This window comes from Kitasatospora sp. NPDC086791, from assembly GCF_040685975.1.
GTDB lineage: Bacteria > Actinomycetota > Actinomycetes > Streptomycetales > Streptomycetaceae > Kitasatospora.
Genome location: NZ_JBFBOC010000002.1, coordinates 288344 through 312399, shown reverse-complemented (window position 1 = coordinate 312399; position 24056 = coordinate 288344). Strand labels below are relative to the sequence as shown.

15 protein-coding genes are annotated in these 24056 nt (G+C 76.7%); 6 read left to right on the top strand and 9 right to left on the bottom strand.

Going from position 1 to position 24056, the window contains the following annotated elements:
- Positions 1-133: 133 nt before the first annotated feature.
- The 4 genes from AB0Q99_RS05325 to AB0Q99_RS05310 all read left to right on the top strand — a co-directional run bounded on the left by AB0Q99_RS05325 (position 134) and on the right by AB0Q99_RS05310 (position 3953).
- Positions 134-2443, top strand: coding sequence for an ATP-binding protein (locus tag AB0Q99_RS05325; protein WP_363568681.1), 2310 nt, complete (start codon positions 134-136; stop codon positions 2441-2443).
- Entirely contained in the window at positions 2443-2874 is a 432-nt protein-coding gene (locus tag AB0Q99_RS05320; protein WP_363568679.1) for a roadblock/LC7 domain-containing protein, read from the top strand. Before AB0Q99_RS05325 ends, AB0Q99_RS05320 begins: the two co-directional genes overlap by 1 nt.
- Complete coding sequence (locus AB0Q99_RS05315; protein ID WP_363568677.1) at positions 2871-3254, top strand: DUF742 domain-containing protein; 384 nt, start codon at positions 2871-2873, stop codon at positions 3252-3254. The genes AB0Q99_RS05320 and AB0Q99_RS05315 overlap by 4 nt, the downstream gene beginning before the upstream one ends.
- A 123-nt stretch (positions 3255-3377) precedes the next feature.
- Positions 3378-3953 (top strand): ATP/GTP-binding protein, encoded by a 576-nt coding sequence (locus AB0Q99_RS05310; protein WP_363568675.1) that lies wholly within the window; start codon positions 3378-3380, stop codon positions 3951-3953.
- Positions 3954-4153: 200 nt separating this feature from the next.
- On the opposite strand, the gene AB0Q99_RS05305 is transcribed toward AB0Q99_RS05310, so the two are convergent.
- From AB0Q99_RS05305 to AB0Q99_RS05270, 8 genes are all read right to left on the bottom strand, one after another.
- Entirely contained in the window at positions 4154-4606 is a 453-nt protein-coding gene (locus AB0Q99_RS05305; RefSeq protein ID WP_363568673.1) for a MarR family transcriptional regulator, read from the bottom strand.
- A gap of 104 nt (positions 4607-4710) precedes the next feature.
- On the bottom strand, positions 4711-6642 hold the full coding sequence (locus tag AB0Q99_RS05300; RefSeq protein ID WP_363568672.1) for a hypothetical protein: 1932 nt from the start codon (positions 6640-6642) through the stop codon (positions 4711-4713).
- 2 nt (positions 6643-6644) lie between these two features.
- Entirely contained in the window at positions 6645-10568 is a 3924-nt protein-coding gene (locus tag AB0Q99_RS05295; RefSeq protein WP_363568670.1) for a DUF5682 family protein, read from the bottom strand.
- A gap of 4 nt (positions 10569-10572) precedes the next feature.
- On the bottom strand, positions 10573-11805 hold the full coding sequence (locus AB0Q99_RS05290; RefSeq protein ID WP_363568668.1) for an AAA family ATPase: 1233 nt from the start codon (positions 11803-11805) through the stop codon (positions 10573-10575).
- Positions 11802-16928: a hypothetical protein gene (locus AB0Q99_RS05285; RefSeq protein ID WP_363568666.1), complete on the bottom strand. Its 5127-nt coding sequence runs from the start codon at positions 16926-16928 to the stop codon at positions 11802-11804. Before AB0Q99_RS05285 ends, AB0Q99_RS05290 begins: the two co-directional genes overlap by 4 nt.
- Positions 16925-17773, bottom strand: coding sequence for a DUF4132 domain-containing protein (locus tag AB0Q99_RS05280; protein WP_363569257.1), 849 nt, complete (start codon positions 17771-17773; stop codon positions 16925-16927). Before AB0Q99_RS05280 ends, AB0Q99_RS05285 begins: the two co-directional genes overlap by 4 nt.
- Before the next feature lie 285 nt (positions 17774-18058).
- A complete protein-coding gene (locus AB0Q99_RS05275; RefSeq protein WP_363568664.1) occupies positions 18059-18841 on the bottom strand; it encodes an ABC transporter ATP-binding protein in 783 nt (260 codons plus the stop codon).
- 29 nt (positions 18842-18870) lie between these two features.
- Complete coding sequence (locus AB0Q99_RS05270; RefSeq protein WP_363568662.1) at positions 18871-19890, bottom strand: ABC transporter substrate-binding protein; 1020 nt, start codon at positions 19888-19890, stop codon at positions 18871-18873.
- A 118-nt stretch (positions 19891-20008) separates the two neighbouring features.
- On the opposite strand from AB0Q99_RS05270, the gene fhuB reads away from it, so the two are divergent.
- Both fhuB and fes read left to right on the top strand, forming a co-directional pair.
- Entirely contained in the window at positions 20009-22189 is a 2181-nt protein-coding gene (fhuB, locus tag AB0Q99_RS05265) for a Fe(3+)-hydroxamate ABC transporter permease FhuB (protein WP_363568660.1), read from the top strand.
- A gap of 21 nt (positions 22190-22210) precedes the next feature.
- Complete coding sequence (gene fes, locus AB0Q99_RS05260; RefSeq protein ID WP_363568658.1) at positions 22211-23371, top strand: enterochelin esterase; 1161 nt, start codon at positions 22211-22213, stop codon at positions 23369-23371.
- Positions 23372-23448: 77 nt separating this feature from the next.
- Here the strand turns inward: fes and AB0Q99_RS05255 are convergent, their stop codons facing one another.
- Positions 23449-23997 (bottom strand): Uma2 family endonuclease, encoded by a 549-nt coding sequence (locus AB0Q99_RS05255; RefSeq protein WP_363568656.1) that lies wholly within the window; start codon positions 23995-23997, stop codon positions 23449-23451.
- Positions 23998-24056: the final 59 nt, after the last annotated feature.

The window sequence follows — 24056 nt, the reverse complement described above, 5'->3', positions numbered from 1 at the left end:
CCGGACGGTGACACCGCGTCACCTGGTCCGGCGACCCCGGCCTCGGCGTCCGAAGGCCGCCGGGCCGCACGGGCCGACCCGCCGTTCGGACCCGCGACCCGGCCTGCAACTCGGCCCTGCACCAAGGAATCAGATGCCAGGCATATCGGCCCCCCGCACGGGCCACCGCGCCGGCCGGTCCGGCTCCCTCCGCAGCTCGCTCCTCGCCCTCGTGCTGGTCCCCAGCCTGGGCCTCGCTGCGGCCTGGGGCTACGCCGCCTACCTGCTGCGCGACGCCGGACACAGCACCGCGGTGCTGGTCGGAACCGCCGTCGTCGCCGTCGTCCTGCTGTTCAGCCTGATCCGCGGCGTCCGGGCCGCCCGGGCGCTGTCCGCGCGTCTGTCCGGACTGCGCGCCGACACCCTCGCGCTCGCCCAGAGCGAGATCCCCGAGGTGGTCGGACGGCTGCGCGCCGGGGAACCGGTGCCCGCCCCGCCCGCCTGGGCACCCTCCCGCCGGATCGGCGACGAGGTCCAGCAGACCGCCGACGGCCTCGCCGCCGTCCGCCAGGCCGCCGTCGCGGCCATCGTCCACCAGGCCCAGGGGCGGGAGGGAACGAAGAAGGTCTTCCTCAACATCGCCCGCCGCACCCAGATCCTGATCCACCGGCAGATCAGCATGCTGGACGCGCTGGAGCGCGAGCACGAGGAACCCGAGCTGCTGCGCGAGCTGTTCGCGGTCGACCACCTGGCCACCCGGATGCGGCGCAACGCCGAGAACCTGGTCATCCTCGGCGGCGCGCTGCCCGCCCGCCGCTGGCGCAACGCCGTGCCCATGGTCAACGTGCTGCGCAGCGCCGTCTCCGAGACCGAGAACTACGCCCGGGTCGTGGTCCAGGGCGTGCCGCGCGCCTCGCTCAGCGGGCAGGCCGTCGCCGACGTGATCCACCTGGTCGCCGAGCTGATCGAGAACGGCACCACCTTCTCCCCGCCGTACACCCAGGTGCAGGTCTCCGCGCAGGAGGTGCCCAAGGGCCTGGCGGTCGAGGTCGAGGACCGCGGCCTCGGCATGACCGAGGAGGAGTACGAGCGACTCAACGAGTACCTGGCCAACCCGCCGGAGCTGGACGTCTCGGCGCTCGGCGACGACCTGCGGCTCGGCCTCTTCGTCGTCGCGCGGCTGGCCGCCCGGCACGACATCCAGGTCACCCTGCGGCCCTCGCCCTACGGCGGCACCCGGGCCGTGGTGCTGGTGCCCTCGGCGCTGCTGGAGCAGGCCGAGCAGGCGGCCGCGGTGCCCGGCCTGCCGTCCGGGGCGCGGGTCACCCGCACCCCGGTGCCGGAGGCCCGGCCGACCGCGGACGGCGGCCTCGGTGAGGTCGACCACGAGCTGTCGGGCGCGCTGGCCGGGGTGCTCAGCGGACTGCTGGGCAACGGGCCGGCCGGGCCCGCCGGTTCGGCCGGTTCGGAGGCCGCGGTCGACGGGGGTGCTCCGGGAGCGACTGCCGGGCCCGTACCGGGCGACGGTGGGGTGATCGCCGGCGAGCTGCTCGGCCGCGGCCCCGCGAACGGCGGCCCGGTGGGCGGCGCCGCGGCGGACGGCCCGGCGCTGGACGGCCTGCTCGACGGCCCGGGGACGGACGGACTCCTGCCGGACGGCGGGTTCCTCGACGGTGGATTCCTCGACGGTGGATTCCTCGATGGTGGGCTCCTCGACGGCGGCCTGCCGGAGGGCGGTCCCGCCGGGGCCGGGCCCGCCAACGGCGGACTCCCCGTCGGCGCCGAGATCCCCGGACTGCCCGGCGCCGTCGTCGTGCCCCGGCCCGCCCTGCCGCGCCGGTACGACCTCCCGGGCGAGGCCCCCGGCGACGACCGGGCGGACGTACCCGCGGACGTACCGACGGCGGGCCGCCACGGCGCGGACCTCCCGGCCGAGCCGGCCGCGGTGCCCTTCGACGGCGTCCCTGCGGACCGCTCCGCGCCGACCCACGAGCGCCCGCAGGAGGAGCAGGTGGAGCACGGCCCGGACGGCGAGCTGCGCACCCCGCGGGTCCTCCCGCAGCGGGTCCGCAACGCCAGCCTCGCCGAGCAGCTCCGCGAGGCGAACGCGCCCAGTAGCCTGCTGCCGCCCTCCGTCGGCCGCCCCGGACCGATCGGCCCCGTCAGCCCCGTCGGCCCCGTCGGCCCGGTGAGCCCTGCCGGGCCGACCGCCCCGGTCGCGCCGGTCGCGCCGGTCGCGCCCCGGTACGGCGGCGCCGACGCGGACGCCGAGGCCGAGGACGGCTCCCCGCAGCGCTCCCGCGCCACCATGGCCGCCATCCAGCGCGGCACCCGGACCGCCCGCGCGGCCGCCACCGAACCGGGCGCACCCGCCGCCACCGCGCCCGCCACCCCCCACACCCCGGCCGCACCTTCCGCCGCTCAGGAAGCCTCCGCCGCTCAGGAAGCCAAGGAACAGCAGTGATGACGCAGCACACCGAAACCCAGCGCGACCTCAACTGGCTGCTGGACCAGCTGGTCGCACGGGTACCCGAGACCCGGCACGCCATCGTCCTCTCGGAGGACGGCCTGCTGGTCGGCATGTCCCAGAACCTCGACCGGGCCGACGCCGAGCACCTGTCCGCCGTCGCCTCCGGGCTGCAGAGCCTCGCCCGCGGCGCCGGGCACCGCTTCAACGGCGGACGGGTCCGGCAGACCGTGGTCGAGATGGACCAGCTCTTCCTGTTCGTCACCACCGCCGGGCAGGGCGCCCGGCTCGCCGTCCTGACCAGCGAGCAGGTGGACGCCGGACTGATGGCGTACGAGATCAACATGCTGGTCAAGCAGGTCGGCCAGTACCTCACCGCGGCGCCGCGCAGCGATGCCGGCCAGGTCGGCGCGGGTGGCGGTGCGTGACCACCGCCGACACCGACGAGGGCTGGTTCTACGACAAGGACGCCGGCCATCTGGTCCGCCCTTACGCGATCACCAACGGGCGCACCGGCCCGGTCCGTGACGGCTTCGCGCTGATCACCCTGGTGGTCACCGCCGATCCGCGCGCCGACACCAGCCGGCTCACGCCCGAACCGGCCGCGATCATCGACCTGTGCCGCGAACGCCCGCTGGCCGTGGCCGAGATCGCGGCCACCCTCGACCTGCCGGTCAGCGTGGTCAAGGTGCTGCTGGACGACCTGGCCGAGGCCCGGCTGATCCTCACCCGTGCCCCGGTCCAGCTCGCCGAGGCGCCGGACATCTCGCTGATCAGGGCCGTGATCGAGGGCGTCCGCCGGCTCTGACGGAAAGGCGTCCCCCGTCGCGGTCGCCGCCGCGGCGGCGTCCGGCGGGGACGCCGTCCCGCCGGCCGACCCGCTCGCGCCGGCTGCCCACCGTTCTTCCCGTTCCCTTCCAGGAGACCCGAATTGACGACCCAGAGCCTGGTGCCGGGCGCGGTCAAGATCCTCGTCGCCGGCGGTTTCGGCGTCGGGAAGACCACCATGGTCGGCTCGGTCAGTGAGATCGAGCCGCTGCAGACCGAGGAACGGATGACCCGCGCCAGCATCGGGGTCGACAGCCTCGAAGGCGTCCAGGACAAGTCCACCACCACGGTGGCGATGGACTTCGGGCGGATCACCGTCCGCGAGGACCTGGTGCTCTACCTCTTCGGCACACCGGGGCAGTTCCGCTTCTGGTTCATGTGGGACGACCTCGCGCTCGGCGCCCTCGGAGCGATCATCCTCGCCGACACCCGGCGGCTCGAATCCAGCTTCGCCGCCGTGGACTTCTTCGAGCAGCGCGGCATCCCGTTCGCGATCGGCGTCAACTGCTTCCACGGGCGCCGCGAGGCCAGCCCCGAGGAGGTGCGCCACGCCCTCGACCTCGGGCCGGAGGTCCCGGTCGTGCTCTGCGACGTCCGGGAGCGGGCGTCCAGCAAGGAGCTGCTGCTCGCCCTGCTCGACCGGGTGCACCAGCACGCCCTGACCGCCGGGCGGCGGTGAGGGGCAGGCGGCCTGGCAGGCGGGCGGGCGGTCGGTCGGACGGGCGGGCGGTCGGACGGGCGGGCGGTCGGACGGGCGGGCGGTCGGACGGGCGGGCGGTCGGACGGGCGGTCCGGCCTCCTGACCGTCGGACCTTCCGACTTCCGGCTTCCGGCCTGCCGAAGTCCGGCCTGCCGACTTCCGGCTTGCCGTAACGGAGTTCAGGCGTGCGCCGGGTCGGGCTCGGCGAGCGAGCCGACCAGCGGGGCCAGTTCCGGGACCTCGGTGGCCTGCGCCAGCGTCGCCTCCAGCGCGGCGTCCTGCACCGGACGGGCGGCCGCCAGCAGGTCGCGGCCCTCCGGGGTCAGCTCGGTGTAGATGCCGCGCCGGTCGTCCGCGCAGAGGTAGCGGCTCAGCAGGCCCCGGTCCTCCAGGCGGCTCACCAGCCGGGTGGTCGCGCTGCTGCTCAGCGCCGCCGCGCGGGCCAGCTGCTGCATCCGCATGTGCCAGCCGTCCTGACGCGAGAGCGCCTCCAGCACCGTGTACTCGACCACCGAGAGCCGGCACTCGGCCTGCAGCGCCTTCTCCAGCGCGGTGTCGATCATCCCGTGCAGCGCGGCGAGCGTGCGCCAGCCACGGGCCCGGATCTCGGCCGCGTCGTCCCGGATCCCCATGGCGCGCCGTCCTTTCCGCTGCACCGCGTGTGCGGTGTCTCCCTCCTGCCAAGTATGCCAGTTGGCGCAGATAACAGGTCCCTGCAAATAGTTCGACTTATGGTTCACCCCTCCCCGGCCCACGCCGCCGAACAGAGCGCCGTGGCCAGCTCCTCGGTGTACCAGGCCGCCGCCAGCCAGGCGGTGGCGAAGGCGTCGTGGTCGTCGGCGACGATCCGGCCGAACACGTCCCGCCGCCGGTTCGCCGCGGCCGCCCGCAGACCGTCCAGGAGTTCGGCGGCGGTGGCCAGCCCGGCGGCGCGCAGCAGACCGCGGTCGGCCGCCGCGGTGGCCTCGCTCGGGGCGAGGGCGTGCCGGCCGGTGGTGACCGTCTGCTCCACCCGGCGGCCGAGCACGTGGACGGGCGGGCCGTACGGCGCGGGGGGCTCCGGGTGCTCACCGGTCGTGGTGGTACCGGGTGGCGTTGCGGGGCTCGCGTCGGGGGTCGCGTCACGAGTCGTTCCGGGGCTCGTGTCGGGGGCCGCCGCAGGTGCCGCCGGGTCGACGGTCCGGAGGTCGGCGGTCTGGAGGCGTTCCAGACCGAGGTTGACCCGGCCCGCGCGGTCGGCGGGGAGCGCGAACGGGTCGGGGGCGTGCGGGGGCGCGCCGATCGCGAGCAGGCGCAGTTCCGGACGGTCCGCGCGCTCCAGTCGGCCGATCACCCGCAGCCGCAGGCCCGGCGCGGTGGCGAGCAGCGCGAGGTTCGCCCGGAAGGGCAGCTCGGGGTGCTCGTGCGCCGCGCACAGGGCGAGCACCGGGCCGCCCTCCGCGCAGCGCGCCCGTAGCCGCGGTGCCCCGCCCGGACCGGTGGGCGCCGTGCCCAGCAGCGTGACGTCCAGGAACAGCAGATCGCTCCCGGCCGGGCGGCTCTCGTACGGCAGGTCCTGCGCCGCGAGCGCCCGGGCCACCTGCGCGGCCGCCGGTTCGGACCAGAGCCGGGCCGCCGGCTCCGCCGTCCAGGCCGCGCCCGCGGCGCGGACGGCCCGGACGGCGGCACCGGCCCCCAGTCGCCCGGTGGCGGACCGGGTCGCGCCCTGGACGGCCAGCCCGGCGCGGCTGAACTCCCGGTGGCTGAGCGCGGTGTCGCCCAGCCGGACCGTCCGGTTGCCCGCCCCGACCGCCTGCGGGACCGCGGCCGCCGCGTCGCCGTGCGGCAGGACCTCGGCGATCGTGCTCAGGCGCCCCTCGGCGTCCACCGCCCAGCTGACCGCGCCCGCGTGGGTCGCCGTCAGCACCGGCTCGGCGAACAGCCCGTAGAGCCGCAGGCCGCCCTCCTCCCGGTAGGCCTGCCGCGCGGTGCCGCGCAGCTCGTCGACCGGGCCGCTGCCGGCCGTCAGCGCGGCGGTGAGGCCGAGCAGTTCGCGCAGGCCGGCCACCAGGTCCGCCAGCCGGTGGTCAGGCGCCCCGCTCCGGGCCGCCCGGACCCGGGTCACGACGGCGACGGCCGCCGCGGCCGGGCGGTGCAGACCCGCAACCCGGGCCCGGTGGGCGGCGCGCAGGAGTTCGGCCTGGGCGACGGCGCCCGCGCCGCTCACCCCGGCGGCGAGGACGGCGGCCGCGGCCCGGTGAAGATGGCGGACGGCGTCGAGTTCGGGAGCGGTGAGGGGAGCGGTGGCGGTGGCCGTCGGCTCGGCCGACTCCGCCGACGCAGTGCGCTCTGTCGGCTCCGGCGCCTCCGTCGGCCCCGTCGGCTCCGTGGCCTCGGCGAGCGGGCAGAGGGTGACGGCCGCGGCCCGGTGCACGCAGGCCGGGGCGAGCAGGCAGCCGCAGCGGACGTCCGCCTGGTCGGCCACCGTCCCGCCCGGGGCGTGCAGGACGAGCACCGTCTCCTCGTCCACCTCCACCCGCCACTCGTCACCCGCGCGCGTCACCGGACGCTCCGCCAGCTTCGCCGCCGCGCCGTCCAGCCGATTCTGCAGCCGGGCGCTCAGCCCGGCCACCACCTCGGCGACCACCTCCGGTCGCACACCCGGCCAGTCGTTCGTCCGATCGGTCACGCTCATCGCACCTTCTCCCCCACCCAGCGGGCCAGTTCCAGCGGGCTCAACGCCGCCACGGGCATTCCGGCCGCCACCAACCGGCCGGCGACCGCCTTCGAGTAACGGGCCGTCCCGGTGTCGTCCAGCGCCGCGCAGCCGAGCAGCTGCACGCCGGAGTCCACCAGCGCCCGGGTCTGGGCCAGCAGCCCGGCGACCGGCCCGCCCTCCTCGAAGTCGCTGATCACCGCGACCAGCGTGCGGGACGGCACCGTCACCAGCTCCCGCGCGTAGCGCAGACCGCTCGCGATGCTGGTGCCGCCGCCGATCCGCACCTCCAGCAGCAGGCTCAGCGGGTCCTCCACGCGCTCCGTGAGGTCGACGACCTCGGTGGAGAAGGCGACGAAGTGGGTGCTCAACGACGGCACCCCGGCCAGGATCGAGGCCGTCAGCGCCGCCCAGACCGTGGAGGCCTCCATCGACCCCGAGACGTCCACGACCAGGATCAGCCGCCAGTCGTTGGCCTGCCGGGCCCTGGTCCGGAACACCGGGCGCTCGGGCACGATCAGGGTGCCGCCCTCCGGCGAGGGCCGAGCGGTGGCGAGGTTGGCCCGGATGGTCCGGTCCAGGTCCAGCCCGCCGCCCGGACGGCGGGACGGGCGCGGCACCGCGATGCCGGTCAGGGCCGGGCGCAACGTCGTCGCCAGCTCCCGGGTCAGCTCGTCCACCAGGCGCCGCACCAGCGGGCGCAGCCGCGCCAGCCGGGCCTCGGGCAGGCCGCCCGCGTGCTCCAGGACGGTGCGCAGCAGATCGACGGACGGGCGGACGGCGGACGGGTCGACCGCCTCCAGGACGTCGGTGCGGCCCTGCGCGAGGGCGGCGGCCAGCACCTCCTCCCGCAGGCCCGGGCCGAACAGCGACTCCAGCTCCTCCGCCCATTCCCGCACGCCCGGGTAGGGGGCCTCCCGGCCACCCCGACCGCCCTTGCCGCCCCGGCTGTCCAGTCCGGGGCCGGAGCCCTCGCCGTGGCCGCTGCCGTACAACTCGTCCAGGGCGGTGGCAAGTCGGGCGCTGCGGCCGCTCAGGCCGCCGTTTCCGGGGCGGCCCAGGAGCAGCCGCCAGCGCTCGGCGGGGGTGAGGGTGCGGGAGTCGGGCCGGACGGCGTGGTCGATCCGGGCGGTGTGGTCGGCCCGGGTGGCGGTCGCGTCGCCGGGCCGTGGCATCGGGGCCGGCTCGGGGGCCGCCGGTGTCGCCGGCAGCAGGCCGCGGCGGGCCAGTGCGGCGCGGGCCGCGAGGTCCGCGCGCACCCAGCCGGCGACCACGGCGGGGCCGGCCTCCTCGGGCAGCGCGGCGAGGCGGGTGCCCAGGCGCTCCTCGACCAGGGCGAGCAACCGGTCCCGGGCCGCCGGGCTGAGCGTGTCGAAGCCGCCGCGCAGCGCGGGCAGTCGGTCCAGGAAGGCGGTGTCGGGCAGCGAGGTGACCCGCTCCAGGACCGGCTCCAGTGCCTCCGGCGCGGAGTCGAACAGACCCTCCGCCGCCGTCAGCAGCCCGACCAGTGCGCGCCCGAGCACCTGCCGTGCCTGCGGACCGGTCGCCCCGTCCACCCACGAGGCCGCCCGACCGCCCAACACCCCGGCCGGCTCCTGACCGAGCAGCACCCGCACCGCCCCGGCCGCGCCCCGCACCAACGGGCTTCCGCGCTCGGCGAGTTCGGCCAGCACGTACGCCAGTCGCACCCCGCCCAGCCGGTCCGCCCGCCGCCCCAACTCCACCAGCGCCCGCGCGTCCTGCGGATCGTCCGACCCGCCCAGCCCCTCCGACTGCCGCACCGCGGCCACCGTCAGGACCTCCCCGGCCACGGCCAGCGGCCCGGCGGAGGAGAAGGGGGAAAAGGGGGAGGAGGGGACGGAGGAGTCGGAAGGGAGGGAGGCCGAGGTGTGGTCGGCATCGACCGCGTCCGCGGAGGGCAGCAGGGCCCCCGCCCCGGCGCCGGTCGCAGACCCGGACGGCACCGACGCAGCCGCCACCGCGCCCGGCCCGGCGGAGGCCGGGGCGTCCGGGGCGAGGACGGTGGCACCCGTACCGTCGCCGGAGTTCGGCGCGGCCGTTCCGTCGCAGGCGGGTGGGGCGATCCCCGCACCGCCGGGGGCGGTCGGCGGGTTCTCCCCGCCGGGGGTGCCGCTCGCTCCGCTCGCGGTGAGGCCCGGGAAGTGGCCTGCGGCGAGGCGGTCGAGGAGGGCGAGGGCGTCGAGGAGGTCGGGGAGGGTGGCCGAGGTCGGGAGGGTGGTGGTGAGTTGGGTGAGACGGGTGTCGGTGAGTGCGGGCAGGGCGCAGGAGGCGGCGGCGGTGAGACCGTCGATGATCTCGCGCGGGCCGGGATCGGCGGTGCGGCGGGCGCGCAGGGCGCCTTCGGCGGCCTGGGCGGGGGTGACGCCCCGGGTGCCGGCGACGGTGAGCATGGCCGCGGTGGCGGGCGTCCAGTGCAGGCGCCAGCGCGTGCCGAGGGTCTCGGTGCCGCCGGCGCCGGTGGTGGCGACCGGGTCCGCGTAGGGGACCTCGCAGGCGGTGAGGCGGTGGAGCAGGATCTCGCGGCGGCGGTCGAGGGGGCTGCGCAGCGGGTCGAGCCGCAGGTCGCGCGGGCCGGGGTCGGTGGGGCCGGGGAGGCCGAGGTCGGCGAGGAGGGTCTCGACGGCGGGGGCGAGTCCGCTGCGCGGGGCGGCGGGGGTGGGGCGGCCGGTGCGGGTGCCGACCAGGACCTGTTCGAGGGCACGGGCCACGGCCCGGCCGCGGCCGAGGGGTTCGCCCTGGGCGAGGACGGTCTGCACCGCTTCGACCAGTTCGCCGCGGCCGGGGGCGGCGTGGCCGCGCAGCCGGGCGAGGTCGCCGGCGAGGCGGACGATCTCACGGGCGTCGGCCGGGCCGCTGGGGTGGTCCTGGGCGCGCAGGGCGGCGCAGATCCGGACGGCGGTGGTGGTGAGCGCCTCGGCGAGCCGGTCGGGGTCGCCGCCGGCGTCGAGGACGGTGTGCTGCCACTCCGGGTCGCGGATGCCGGCCGGGTAGCCGGAGCGGGCGTCGAGCAGCGGGTAGGTGTACGGGATCAGGGAGAGGACGTGGCCCGGGTCGTCCGGGTGCGGCGGCTCCTCGCCGGCGGTCGGCCCGTCCAGCAGGGCGGGGGCGTGGAAGGCGCCGACCACGGCGGCGACCCGGCGCCCGCCGGCCGCGGCGTCCCGGATGCGGGCGCGCATCCAGGCCTCGCGGCGCAGGTCGTGCGGGTCGACGCCGGGGCCGGTCTCGGCGTCGTGGCGCAGCGCCCAGCCGACGAGCAGGGCGGCGCGCCGGACGGCCTCCGGGGTGGAGCCGGGGGCGGCGGTCTCGACCAGCCGGTCCCACAGGTCCTCGTCGGAGTCCCGGCCGGTGAGCCGGTGGCGCAGCGCGTCGGCGACGCCGGGCGCGTCGGGAGCGCCGGCAGCGCGGCGGCCGTCCCCGGCGCGGGCGGCGCGGCGGGCGAGCGGGAGGTCGCAGGCGATGACCTCCACACCGTTGCGCCGGGCCCACCGCAGGGCGGCGAGCTCCGGGGAGAAGTCGGCGAACGGGTAGAAGGCGGGCCCGCCCCCCTCCTCGGGCCCGGTGGGGGCGGCCGCGAGGGCGACCGGGGCTTCGGTCGCCTCGTCGGCGAGCAGGCCGAGCCAGGGCTGGAACTCGGCGGGCAGTTCCACCAGGACCGCCTCCGGCCGGGCGGCGTCGAGCAGCGCGGGGACGACCGCGCTGAGGGACGGCGCGTGGTGGCGCACGCCGATCAGGTAGGGCCCCGGGCCACCGGTGCCGGCGGCGGCCAGCCGGTCGGCCTCGGTCCGGACCGTACGGTCCGTTCCGTCCATGCCGCCCGTGCGGTCCGCGTCGCCCGTGCGGTCCGTGTCGTCGGGGACGGGAGTCACCGCGCTGCTCATCGACTCAGCCCTCCAGCGCCGAGCGGAGGTCCCACAGGGTGCGCCAGGTGCCGGCGCCCTGCTCGGCGCGGCGGCGGACCGGGCCGTCCCAGTAGCCGAGCAGACGGGCCGCGTCGGCCGGGTCGTCCTTGCGGACCACGCCGAGGAGCTGACCGGGGAGCCGACCGAGCAGGTCCCCGCCGTCGGGCAGGTAGGCGGCGGTGACGCCGAGCGCGGTGGCGACGGAGACCGCCTCCGCGGTGCTCATCACGGTGGACGGGCGCTCGACGTCCCAGCCTTCGGTGGAGCGGCCGGTGCGCAGGTCGCGGAACGCGGTGACCAGGGCCTCCAGAACGGCGTCGTCGACCGCGTAGGCGGCGCCGGCCCGGGCGACGGCGACGGTGGACTGGCGGCGGACCAGGTCGACCTCGGCGGCCAGGCTGCCGATCGGGCCGACCGTCTCGAAGTTGAACCGCCGCTTGAGGGCGGCGGACATCTCGCTGACGCCCTTGTCCCGCAGGTTGGCGGTGGCGATCAGGGTGAAGCCGGCGGCGGCGTGCAGCTGTCCGTCCGGGGTGCCCGCCAACTCGGGGACGGCGATGCGCCGTTCGGAGAGCAGGGAGACCAGGGCGTCCTGCACCTCGGGCAGGCAGCGGGTCACCTCCTCGACCCGGGCGACCGCCCCGGTGGTCATCGCGGTGAGCACCGGGGAGGGGACGAGGGCCTCGCGGCTGGGGCCCTTGGCGAGCAGCAGGGCGTAGTTCCAGCCGTACTTGAGCTGGTCCTCGGTGGTGCCGGCGGTACCCTGGACGGTGAGCGCGCTGGTGCCGCAGACGGCGGCGGCGAGCAGTTCGGAGAGCATCGACTTGGCGGTGCCGGGCTCGCCGACGAGCAGCAGGCCGCGCTCCCCGGCGAGGGTGACGACGCAGCGCTCGACCAGGGCACGCTCGCCGACGAACTTGGGCTCGATGACCAGGCTCTTGCGCCCGGCCTTGAGCTTCTCGCCGCCGCTGCCCATCACGAAGGTGACGACGGCCCGCGGGGTGAGGCGCCAGCCGGGCGGGCGGGGGCCGCCGTCGTACGCGGCGAGGAACTCCAGTTCGGCGGCGTGCTTCTCCTCGGGCGGGACGATCTGCCGCTCCGCGGGGGCGGGCGCCGACGTGCCGGAGGCGCCGGCGGTGGTCCGGGCCGCGGTGGCCCGGGTTTCGGCGGCCCGGGTGGCGGTGGTCTCGGTGGCGGTGGTCTCGGTGGCGGTCATCGACGGGCCTTCCTGCGCTTGCTGGTCTGGAGCTCTTCGTAACCGGGGGCGTCACCGTCGACGGTGCGCTGCCAGGCCCGGGCGAACAGCTCGGGGACGGGCAGCGGCACCAGCACCGGCTGGTGGGTGGGCAGGTCGTACAGGGCGGCCTTCCAGGTCTCGGCCGGCAGGGCCGGGGACCTGGCCTCCTGCCAGCCGCCGGGCAGGAAGAGACTGCGGCCGGCCCGGGACCGCTTGGCCGTCAGCACCAGCTCGGTGGCGGCGAGTTCGGCGCGGGCCCGCTTCAGCCGGGCGGGCTTCCAGCCCGTCCAGCGGGCGACGTTGCGGTCGGTGGGGTCGGGCAGGGCGAGTAGCTGGAGGTAGAGCGCGGCCGCGTCCTCGCCGAGGCCGTGGACGCGGGCCACCTCGGCGACCAGCTCGGGGGCGGACAGCTGCGGGTCCTGCAGCCAGGCCGGAGCGTCGCCGCTGGACGCCACCCCGGACGCGGAGGCGGCCAGCCGCTCCGTCCCGCCGCGCAGGACGGACTCGATGGCGGCCCGCTCGACGGGGAACCAGTAGCTGTCGGAGAGCCCTTCGAGCAGGTCGAGCAGCGGGTCGTCCGGGCCGCTGAGGCCGGCCGGACGCAGCCAGATCCGCTCGAAGGCCTCGTGGCCCGGGGCGATGACGAGCGCCGGGCCGCAACGGACCAGGCCGTCCGGATCGGCGCCGCCCTCGGCGGGCAGGCTGAAGTGACCGCGCAGCACGGCGGACAGCGGGGTGCCCTTCCTGGTGCGGAGCAGTTCGAGGTCGAGCAGCAGCTCAGGGTCGGCCAGGCGCTCGCGCAGCGCGGTGGCCGCCGCCGGCAGCAGCGGTCGGAGCGGGCTGTGGGCGGGCAGGTGGTAGGCGAGCCAGCGGATGGCATCGACGGCCTTGTCCAGCGCGCCGGATTCGGGCACCGCGGTGACGTCCTCGGGCAGCAGCCGGGGGGTGTCCCGGCCTTCGCCGCCGAGCCGGAAGGTGGTGGTACCGGTCAGCCACCTGGTCCGGGCCGGGTTGAGCATCTCCTCGATGGTGGTGATGGACACGCCCTGGACGGTGGCCTGGGCCTCCTCGGGGAGGGTGACGAGCCGTCCGAACTGCCGGATCCAGGCCTCGGCCCCGGCGGCGAGGTCGGGCCCGTCGGTCCACAGGGTCTTCGGGTCGGCCGTCAGCAGGGCGCTCCAGACGGCGGCGATGCCGGCGTGGTCGTGTCCGCGCAGCCAGTTGCGGGCGGCCCCGATCTCGGTGGCCTTGAAGCCGTATTCGGCGGGCACGTCGATGTTGCCCCAGTGCAGCAGCCCGGACGGCGGGCAGAGCAGCAGGGTTGCGCGGGCGGTGCCGATGCCGGTGAGTTCGGAGAAGGCCTCGGCGCGGGCCGCGTCCCAGGGGACGCTGCCGCGCAGGGCGGCGACCCGCCAGAACCTGGCGATCCAGGCGGCGTCGACCCGCTCCTCGGTGCCGCGTTCGGCGACGGTGGTGAAGTGCGCGACGGGGCCGAACTCCCCGCTCGGGTCGTGGTCGACGGCGAGCCAGTGGACGGTGCCGTCGGTGTACCGGGTCCGGTTGCCGAGGATGACGACGGTGCGGTCGCCGTGGCGCAGCACCTCGCCCTGACGGTGGGTGACCGGCCGGTCGCCGGTGACGCTCTGCGCCGGCTCGGCGAGGACGATCTCGCGCAGGGTGGCGCCGCGGTCGGCGAGCGGGCCCCTGGTGAGCTCGCCGAGCAGCAGGACCAGCGTGGAGCGCTGAGCCGTCTTGGTCAGCGGGGAGGCCACGGCGTGGGCCAGCACGTCGACCCGGCCGAGCAGTTCCAGCCAGCCGTGGTTGGCGTCGCCGCCGTACAGGGTGACGTTCGCCGGGGTGCTCCAGCCCTCGCCGCTCGCGGCGGGCGGGGCGGCGAGGACGGCGGTGACGGTGCGCAGGTTGTTGAGCACCCAGCAGCGGTCGGAGCTGCCCCAGCCGCTGCCGAAGCCGCCGATCCCGGGCAGGACCGCGCCGACGGCGTCGCGCAGCTCGTGGTCGCGGCCGTGCTCGGGCCGCCACTCGGCGGCCTCCGCCGCGCCGGGGCGCTCGGCGTCCGGCTGCGGGACGAACCGGGCGACCCGGACCAGCAGGTCGGTGGCGGCGCGGGCGATGCCGGCGACACCGGCGAGCAGCAGCGGGTGGGCGATGCCGGGCAGGGCGGCGCCGACCGCCTCGACGGGCAGGGTGGCGCGGGCCGCGTCGCGCTGGGCCAGCGGGCGCCGGACGCCCTGGACGTCCAGCCAGCGCTGCTCGTCCTCCGGGACGGGCTCGGCGTCGACGGGCCAGGCGAGGTCGATCAGGTGCGCGGCCTGGTCGGTGGTCACGCCGCGCAGCACCCGGGACCCGGCCTCGTCGCGGGGGCGCAGGGCGTGCCAGTGGTCGTACGGCGGGACCAGCGCGGTGCCGGCGGCGGAGAGGTCGCCCGCGCGGCAGAGGCGCAGGTCGGCGGTGCGGGCCGAGCGGTCGGTGAGGTCGGGCAGGTTGAGGGAGTAGTGCTGGTCGCTGTCGCGGCTGACCACCGGGGCCGCCGCACCGGGCAGGGCGAGCCGGCCGACCGGCACGCTCTCCGCCCCGCGGCGGTCGGCCGGCGGCAGGACGATCCGCCCGCCGTCGGCGGTGAAGGTGGTGACGGCGCGGCCGGGCTCGGTGCGGACCCAGCTGCCGAGGACGGTGCCGTCGGTGCCGAGCGGGGTGTCCTCCAGGCCGGGCTGCATCGGCAGCAGGCGGGCGTTGTCCGTGACGAGTCGGCCGGCCTCGGCGGTGGCCGCGATCACGGGCGGCTCGGCGGCGCGGCCCAGGGTGCCGGTGGCCGGGTCGAGTTCACGCAGGACGCGGCTGCCGTCCGGGCCGTACCGCACCGTCCAGTAGCCGGTGCCGTCGCCGAGGACGCGGTGTTCCTCGGGCATCCGGGTGTCGCCCGGGTGCAGCGGGCGCTCGCCGGTGGTGCGGCCGCCGCCGGGCAGCGGCAGGGACGGGGCCTCCGGGTGCCGTTCGCCGTAGTAGTAGCCGGCGATGCTCCGGCCCTCCAGCTCGAAGGTCTGGTCCGGCCGGCCGGACCAGTAGGCCCGCTGCTCGCCCACCTCGTACCAGGCGACGAGGAGTTCGCCGTCGACGAGGCGCAGTCGGGGCCGGACGCGGCTGCCCGGCTGGGTGGGCACGCGCAGGGTGTGCTCCAGCAGGACGCCCTCCGGGCCGACCACGACGGCCCGGTCGTGGCGGGCGAGGACGAGGTACGGCCAGGCGTCCTCGATGGTCAGGTCGTCCAGGCCGCGGGTGCGGTGGCCGGGGGCGGTGACCGGGAGGGCGTCGGCGGCGGGCGGGTCGGCGAGCTTGGCGAGCGCGTCCTCCAGGGCGGGCCAGCCGAGTTCGTCCAGGATGCCGGCGTTGAGGGCGCCGGTGAGCAGGCCGGTGACGTCGAGGGCGGCGATCCGCTCGGCGGCGGCCGGGGCGACCGTGCGGATGGCGGTGCGGTGCTGGCTCAGCGAGCGCACCAGGTCGGCGGCGGCGGCCAGGCCGCGGGCGGCGGTGACCTCGTCGGCGCGGGCTTCGGCCCACTCGGCGAACAGCTCGTTGAGCAGCGGCAGCGCGGGGGCCTGGCGCTTGACGGCCGTCTCCCAGGCGGCCGGGGTGGCATTGCGCAGCAGCGGCCGGTAACGGTCGTCGGCGGCGACGGCGGCGAGGCCGGTGGCGTCGGGGCCGCTCTGCGCGACCCACTCGCGCAGGTCGAAGCCGAGGCCGGCCGGCGGGTCGGCGACCGGGACGCCGGCGGCCAGCAGGAGGTCCAGCAGGTCGAGGCGGGTGTGGCTGGCGCGGACGCCGGTGCCGAGGTCGACCGGGACGGCGTCGGTGCGCAGCCGCTCGACCATCCGGCCGGCCAGGGCGAGGGTGGCCGGGCAGCTGGGCCGGCTGCGCCAGCCGCGGCCGAGGTGGTTGCACCAGCGCTGGAGCCAGGCGGCGGCGGGCTCGGCGCCCTCGGCGCGCGGGCCGGTGAGCAGTTCCTCGGCGCCGGTGGCGGCGAGGACCTCCAGCCAGCCGGCGTCGTGCGGGGAGTCGGAGCCGGCGCCGGCCGGGTCGGGCAGCAGTTCCAGCAGGCGGATGCGGACCGCGGCGTCGCGCTTGCCGAGGTCGATCAGGGCGCCGTGCCAGGACTTCCAGAACGCGGCGGGTGCCCGGTTGACCGCCGGGGAGGCCAGCAGTTCGGCGAGCAGGGCCTGTTCGTGCTCGGTGCGGTCCAGCCCGGCGGCCCGGATCAGCGCGCGGGCGTCCTCGGCGACCCCGGCGTACGGAGCCATGCCGGCCGCGGAGCGCTCGGTGCACAGCTGGCGGAAGCGGCCCCAGGCGGTCTGCGGGTCGAGCCGCCGGGCGAGCTCCTTGACGTACTGGCGCAGGGCCTTGACGGTGAGCGCGCCGGCCAGGGCGAACTCCAGGAAGACGGCGCGCAGCCGCTCCTCGTCCACCGTCAGGCCGTGGGTGCGCTCGGCCTCGCGGGCCTTGCCGAACCAGGCGGCGGCGTAGGTCTGGTTGCCGCTGCCGAGGAAGATCCGGCCGACCTCCTCGCAGAAGGTGGGCAGGAAGTGCGGGACGGCCCGGCCGAGGCGGACGGCGAGCGCGTCGAAGCCGTCCTTGGCGGCGCCGGGCTTGGAGGTGGCCTGGCGGGCCAGCCGTTCCATCTCCTTGACCAGGGCGAGCGCGTGGTGGCCGTTGGCCGGGTCGTGGACCAGCGCCCAGGCGGGGAAGCCGAGCGCCTCCTGGCGGACCTGGCCGACCTCGGCGGGGTCGGCGTCGGGCGTCAGGCCGAGGAAGTCGAGGGCGAGGTCCTCGGCCCGGCCGAGGGCGCCGGGGACGAGCCGGACGATCCGGCGGCCGTCGAGTGCGGGGTGGGTGTAGCCGCGGGCGGTGAGCACGTCGGCGGCGCTGTCGGGGCGGCCGGCGTCGGGCAGGGTGCCGGGCGGCAGGACGGCGCCGGCGTCGAGCAGGGCCTCGGGCGCGGCGGTCGCGGCGGGCGCGGCCGGGCCGGTGGCGGTGTCGGGGCCGGTGCCGTTCGCGCCGGTGGTGGTGCTGTTCGGGCCGGTGGTGGTCATGCGGCGTCCTCCCCTTCGATCGTGCGGCCGGCGTGCAGGGCGGCGGCCATCCGCATGCCCTCGGACCAGGCGACCGGTCCGACCTCGGTGAGCGGCAGGGCCCGGCCGTCAGGGCCCGCCCAGCTGAGCGCCCCGGTCTCGCAGGCGTCGTACTCGTAGTAGTCGCCGACCCAGACCCGGGCCTCGACGGTGCGCCCGCCCTCGGTGATCGGCAGGACGGCGCTGCCGCCGCGGACCCGGCAGCCGAGCCGGTTGCAGCGGCCGATCAGCTCGCGCAGCTCGCGGTAGCGGCCGCCGGCGTAGGTGGTGACCTCGGTGCCGCCCGGCAGCTCGGCCGGCCGGTGCCAGACCTCGCGGTAGAGCTGCTGGACGCGCTGGGAGACGCCGAGTTCGACGGCGAACTCGCGCAGCTCGTCGAGGTCCTCCAGGAGGACGGGGTGCGGTATCAGGACCTCGCCGTCGGTGAGGCGGACGGTGTCGCCGTCCAGGTCGACCAGGCCGAGGCTGCGCTCGGCGTCCGCGCCGCGCAGGAAGCCGGCGACCGCGCCGTCCGCGCCGGTGACCACCAGGTCGCGCAGCACGGCCTGCCAGGACTCGTCGGGCCACACCGCGGTGATCACCGCGGCGGGCACCGGCAGCGAGCGCACCATCCAGCGCTCGACGTCGTCCTGGCAGCTCCGCTCGTGCGCGGACAGCCACTCGGCGAGCTGCTTGAGCTGGGTGACCACCGGGTCGTCACCGAGCTTCGACGGAAGGGACTTGAGCTCCCGGCCGGCCGCATTGCGGCACACCACCCGGCCCTCCCCGTCGAGCGCGACGCGGTACCCTCCCGCGCCCGTCTCCACCCATGCCACGGCCGTACTCCTCCCGCCCGGGAACCACCCGGGAACCACGTCTCGATCGCTTGCTGACCAGCGATGCGAGGAACGTAGCGAGGCCCACTGACAACGCGACGATCAGGGGGGACGTGGTGGGGGCGCGCGGAGTTGAAACCGCTCGAACGAGTGATCGAGCAGGCGGGGAGTGGCCGCTCCGCCGACCGGAAACGCGAAGGCGGCGCCGGGCGGAGACGCCGGAACGGCGCCGCCCCTCCCGGGCGGCGCCGTTCCGGCGGGACGGTCGCGGGGGCGTCAGCCCAGCGGAGCCCGCGGCACGATGACCGGCGCGCCGTCGCCCGGCGCCGCCAGCACGTGGCTGTCGATGTCGTACAGCGCCCGCACCAGCGGCGCGTCCACCACCTCGCGCGGCGGCCCGCAGGCCACCACCGCCCCGTCGCGCAGGGCGACCAGCAGGTCCGCGTAGCGGGCGGCCGCCGCGAGGTCGTGCAGCACCATCACCACCGTCCGCCCGCCCGCCGCGACCCGGCGGACCAGCTCCAGCACCTCCACCGCGTGCCCGAGGTCGAGCGCGCTGGTCGGCTCGTCGAGCAGCACGACCGGGGTGTCCTGGGCCAGCACCATGGCGAGCCAGCAGCGCTGGCGCTGGCCGCCGGACAGCCGGTCGAGCCGGCGGTCGGCGAGCTCCTCGACGCCGGTGGCGCGCAGCGCCTCGGCGGTCAGCCGCTCGTCGTCCGGGGACCACTGCCGGAACAGGCCCTGGTGCGGGTGGCGGCCGTAGCGGACCAGCCCGGCGACGGTGACCGCCTCCGGCGCCTGCGGACTCTGCGGCAGCAGGGCGATCCGGTGGGCGGCCTGACGCGGGCGCAGCCGCCAGACGTCCTCGCCGCCGACCAGGACCCGCCCGCCGTCCGGCCGGTGCAGCCGGGCGACGGCCCGCAGCAGGGTGGACTTGCCGCAGCCGTTCGGCCCGACCACCGCCACCACCCGCCCGGCCGGGACGGCGAGGTCGACCCCGCCGAGCACCGGGCGCCCCGGGCCGTAGCCGGCGGCGAGCCCCTCGATCGTCAACTCCATGGCGGCCTCCCTGGGCCCGGCGCGCGCGCTCAGTTCCCGCCGAGCGCCTTGGCGAGGTCGCCGATCACGACGTCGGCCGCGAGCGGGCCGCCCCGGGTGGACCAGACCGAACCGTCCACCGTGACCACGTGGTTGTTCTTCACCGCGTTGAGCTCCTGGTAGGCGGGCTTGGACTGGACGTCCTTGAGCGCGGACCTGCCGTCGTCGGTGAGGGTGGACAGGAACAGCCAGTCGCCGTCGATCTCGGAGAGCTTCTCCAGGCTGAGCGCCGGGCTGTGCGCGTTGCCGTCCTTGTCCTGCGCCGCGGGGCGGGTGAGGCCCATGTCGAGGGCGACGCCGCCGGCGAACTGCTTCTTCTCCATCCAGCTCGGGCCGGTGGGGTTCCAGCGGACGATGGAGACGGCGACGCCCTTGTTCCCGGTGAGCTCGCCGCCGGCCTTGGCGGCCTTCGCCTCGTAGTCGCCGATCACCTTGTTGGCCTGGTCGAGCTTGTTGACGGCGTTGCCGATGCCCCGGAAGGCCAGCTTCCAGTCGTCGGTGGGCGCCATGGTGACCAGGGTGGCGGGGGTGATCTCGCGCAGCTGCTTGAGCACCTGCTCGTCCTGCAGGTCGCCGGCCAGGATGAGGTCGGGCTTGGCGGCGATCACCTTGTCCATCACCGGCTGCAGCAGGTTGCCGACCACCGGCACGCCCTGGACCCTGTCCTTCAGGTACGCGGGCGGCTCGTTGAGGCCCTGGCCGTTGGTGATGCCGGCCGGCTTGACGCCGAGGGCGAGCACCGCGTCCAGGTCCTCCTGGGTGAGGGTGACGATCCGCTTGGGCTCGGCGGGGACCTCGACGGCCTTGCCGGTGGCGTCCTTGACGGTCCGCTTGCCGCCGCCCGCGCCGCCCGCCGCGTCCGCCGCCGGGGAGGAGGAGGCGGACGCGGCGGAGCCGGAGGAGCCCGAGGAGCCGCAGCCGGTGAGCAGGAGGGCGGCCGCCCCGGTGACGGCCAGCGCCCGGGCCGCACGGCGGCGGACGGGGCTGAGCGGGTGGCGGGCGAACGGCATGGGGGCCTCCGGGCAATGGTGGTACGGGAGTTGAGCGGCGTCCGGGCAGCGCGATGGGGGCGGGGTGCCCGGTGCGGGACCCTGCGGGACGGCTCGGCCATTAGGTTAGCCTTACCTTATGACATTGTCGCAAGCGGGCGTCCACGAAGCGTCCCCCGCCACCGCGCCGGACGCTCCGCCACCACCGAAGGAGCCCCGCCGGTCCGGGGCCGGTCGCCCCACCTGGCCGGTCGCCGTCGGGGCGGTGGCGCTGCTGCTCGCCCTGGCCGCGCTCTCGCTGTCGGTCGGCGCCGGCGAGGTCGGCCCCGGGCGGGTGCTGGACTACCTGCTGGACCGCGGCGGCGCGCGCGCCGACGGCCGGCTCGCCCTGGTCGTCGGCGACCTGCGACTCCCCCGCACCACGACCGCGCTGCTGGTCGGCGCCGCCCTCGGCGTCGCCGGGGCCCAACTGCAGTCCGTCACCCGCAATCCGCTCGCCGAGACCGGCCTGCTCGGCGTCAACGCCGGCGCCTCGCTCGGCGTCGTCCTCGGCATCGCCGTGCTCGGCGTGCAGACCTCGTACGGGTACCTCGCCCTCGCCTTCGGCGGCGCCGTGCTGGCCAGCACCCTGGTCCTGCTGATCGCGGGCAGCCGGGGCGGCGGGTCGCCCATGCGGCTGGTGCTGGGCGGCTCGGCGGTCGGCGCCACCTTCGGCGGCCTGACCGGCGTCCTGATCGTCAACTCGCCCGAGGCGTACGACCGTTACCGGGTCTGGGTGCTCGGCTCGCTGTCCGGGGTGGAGGGCTGGACCACACTGCGCCAGCTCGCCCCCGTCCTCGGCGCCGGCTTCCTGCTCGCGCTGCTCACCACCCGGCCGCTCACCGCCCTGGCGCTCGGCGACGACCTCGCCCGCGGCCTCGGCCACCGGCCCGGCGCCACCCGCGCCGCGGTCGCCGCCACCGTCACCCTGCTGACCGCCTCGGCGGTCGCGCTGGCCGGCCCGGTCTCCTTCCTCGGCCTGCTCGCCGGCTTCCTCGCCCGCGCCGTCGCCGGCCCCCGGGTCGGCCGACTGACCCTGCTCGCCGGGCTGTTCGGCGCCGCCGTGCTGACCGGCGCCGACGTCCTGGCCCGGGTGGTCGCCCGGCCGTTCGAGGCGCCGGTGTCGGTGATCGTCGCCCTGGTCGGCGCCCCGGCCCTGATCGCGATCGTCCGCTCCCGGCGCTCCGCCACCCTCGCCATGACCGACCCGGCCGCGGCCGCCACACCGCCCGCCCGGCTCGCCGAACCGGCCGCCTCCAAGCCGGACCTGGCGCTGCGCCACGGCACCTGGTCACTCCTGCTCCCCCGCCGGGCGCTCGCCGCCTCGCTCGGCCTGGCCGCCGCGCTGCTCGCCACCGTCGTGGTCTCCGCGCACGCCGGGCAGAGCGAACTCGACCTCGGACGCACCTTCCAGGCCGTGTTCGGCTACGGCGACCGCCTCGACGTCCTGCTGGTGCAGAAGTTCCGGCTCGGCCGGATCGTCGCCGGACTCGCCGCCGGAGCCGCGCTCGGCCTGGCCGGCTGCCTCACCCAGACCCTCGCCCGCAACCGCCTCGCCACCCCCGAACTCCTCGGCGTCAACGACGGCGCGACGGCCGCCGTCCTGATCTCCGCCACCGCCTCCGGCACCTTCGGCGCCTGGTGGGCCGGACCGCTCGGCGCGCTCGCCGCCGTCCTGGTCGTCACCCTGGTCTCCGGCGGGCTCGGCGCGCAGGGCTACCGGGTGCTGGTCGTCGGGCTGGCGATGTCCGCCCTCGCCTCGGCGGTCATCCAGGTCGCGCTCGCCCGGCGCTCGCTCAACTCGGCGGGCTCGCTGTACGTCTGGACCTCCGGCAGCCTCAACGGCCGGGACTACGCGATCGCCACGCCCGTCCTCACCGGGCTCGCGGTGCTGCTGCCGCTCGCCCTGGTGGCGGCCCGGCGGCTGGCCGTGCTGCGCTTCGACGACAACGTCGCCTCCGCGCTCGGCGTCGACCCCGGCCGGGTCCGACTCGGCTGCCTGCTGCTGGCGGTCGCGCTGGCCGGGCTCGCGGTCGGCGTCTGCGGGCCGGTCGGCTTCGTGGCCCTGGCCGCGCCCGTGATCGCCGGACGCCTCGCCGGACCCGCCCGCGTCCCGGTCCTCGGCTCGGCGCTGACCGGCGCCCTGCTCGTCGTCCTCGCGGACGCCCTGGGCCGGGTGCTGATCGGCGGGGTCGAGATCCCCGTCGGCATCGTCACCACCGTCCTCGGCGGTCCCTTCCTGCTCTGGGTGCTGCTCGGCCGCAAGAGCAGCACCGCGTAAACCCCTTCAGGAGTCCTCACCATGGAAACCCCGCCCCTCGTCGCCCTCGACCCCGACGACCCCGCCTACCGCCTGGTCACCCTCCGCCACCGGGACGAACGGTGCGACGGCGTGCTCGCCCTGCTGCACACCGTGACCGACAAGGACCGCCACGCCGGCGACCTCACGCCGCATCTGATGGAACGTCAGGCCGACGGGACGTGGTCGATCACCTACCGGCTGCGCGCCGACCACCGCGGCTCCTACCAGCTCCACCCCTTCCGCGGCGAGGCCCCCGGCACGGCCCGCCCCGACTGGCTGCACGTCCTCGACCACGCCCGCCCCGACCCGTACGACACCGAACCCCGGCTGCCCGCCCGCGACGGCCGCCACCCGGCCTCGGTGCTCAGCCTGCCCGAGGCGCCCGCGCAGCCCTACGTCCGGCGGCGGGAGGGCGTGCCGCGCGGCCGGACGGTGCCGCACACGGTCGCCGGCCGACGGGTGGACGTCCACCTGCCGGCCGGGCACGGGGAGGGCCCGCACCCGGTGGCCGTGCTGCTCGACGGCGAGATGTGGGGCGAGGTGCTGTCCGTCGGCGACACCCTCGACAACGTGACGGCCGACGGCGCGATCCCGCCCACGGTGACCCTGCTGGTCCACACCATGGGCCCCGGACGACCCGACGACCTCAGCTGCAACCCGGCCTTCGTCGACCTGCTCGCCGACCGCCTCCTCCCCTGGGCCGCCCGGGAGTTCGGCGCGACCACCGACCCGGCCGCCACCGTCATCGCGGGCCAGAGCGCGGGCGGGCTCACCGCCGCCTACGCCGCCTACCGGCGCCCCGAACGCTTCGGCAACGCGCTCTCCCAGTCCGGCTCCTTCTGGTGGCCGGACGAGACCGAGTTCGACGAGGGCAGCGAGTGGCTGACCCGGCAGTTCGCCGCCGGCCGGCCGCGCGCGGCCCGCTTCTACGTCGAGGTCGGGCTGCAGGAGTGGATGCTGCTCACCCAGAACCGGCACCTGCGGGACGTGCTGGTCGCACGCGGCTACGACCTCGCCTACCGCGAGTTCAACGGCGGTCACGACTACGCCTGTTGGCGCGGCGGGCTCGCGGACGGGCTGGCGCACCTGCTGGGCGCGGGCGAGGGCGCGGGGACGCCCGGGGCCGACGGGACGACGGGGGCGCACGGCTCACCTGGGTGACCCGGAAGGCCGGGCCCGGTCCGCCGGCTTGCAGCGCTCGGCGCTGCGGACCGCGGGCCGGGCCCGGCCGGACGCGGTCAGCCCCGGTACGGAACGAACCGGGACAGGTCCAGCTCGAAGTCGAACGGCTCGGGGATCCGGACGGTCTCACCGAACGCCCGTTCCGTCCTGGTGTGGTAGCGGTCGCGATTCGGCTCGGAGAGCTGCGTCACGGTCTTCTGCCGGGGGTCCACGATCAGGTACAGCGGGAAGCCCATCCGCGGGTAGTCGCGGACCTTCCCGGTCCAGTCGTTCTCGGGGTTGGACGGCGGGACGACCTCGACCGCGATCAGCGCCAGCTCGGCGGGGATCTCGCGGCCGAGCTCGATGACCTCCTCGGGCAGGTAGGTGAGGTCGGGGTTTCGCACCGAGGCGACCTCCGGCGAGGAGAGGTCGCTGTTCCCGGACGGGAAGTAGCCGGGCGGGCAGTGCGGCTCGAACTGGCGCTGGACGATCGCCAGGTTCAGCTGGTGGATCGGCGACGGTGACGCCTGCATGACGATGAGGTCGCCGGACAGCTCGACCTTGTAGCCGTCCGGGCGACTGCGGCGGGCCTCGTCGAGCAGGCGGTACCGCTCAGGGTTCATCGGGACTCCTCCGGTGCTCCGGCCACCGTACGGCAGCCGGGGCACCGGAGGAGTCGTTC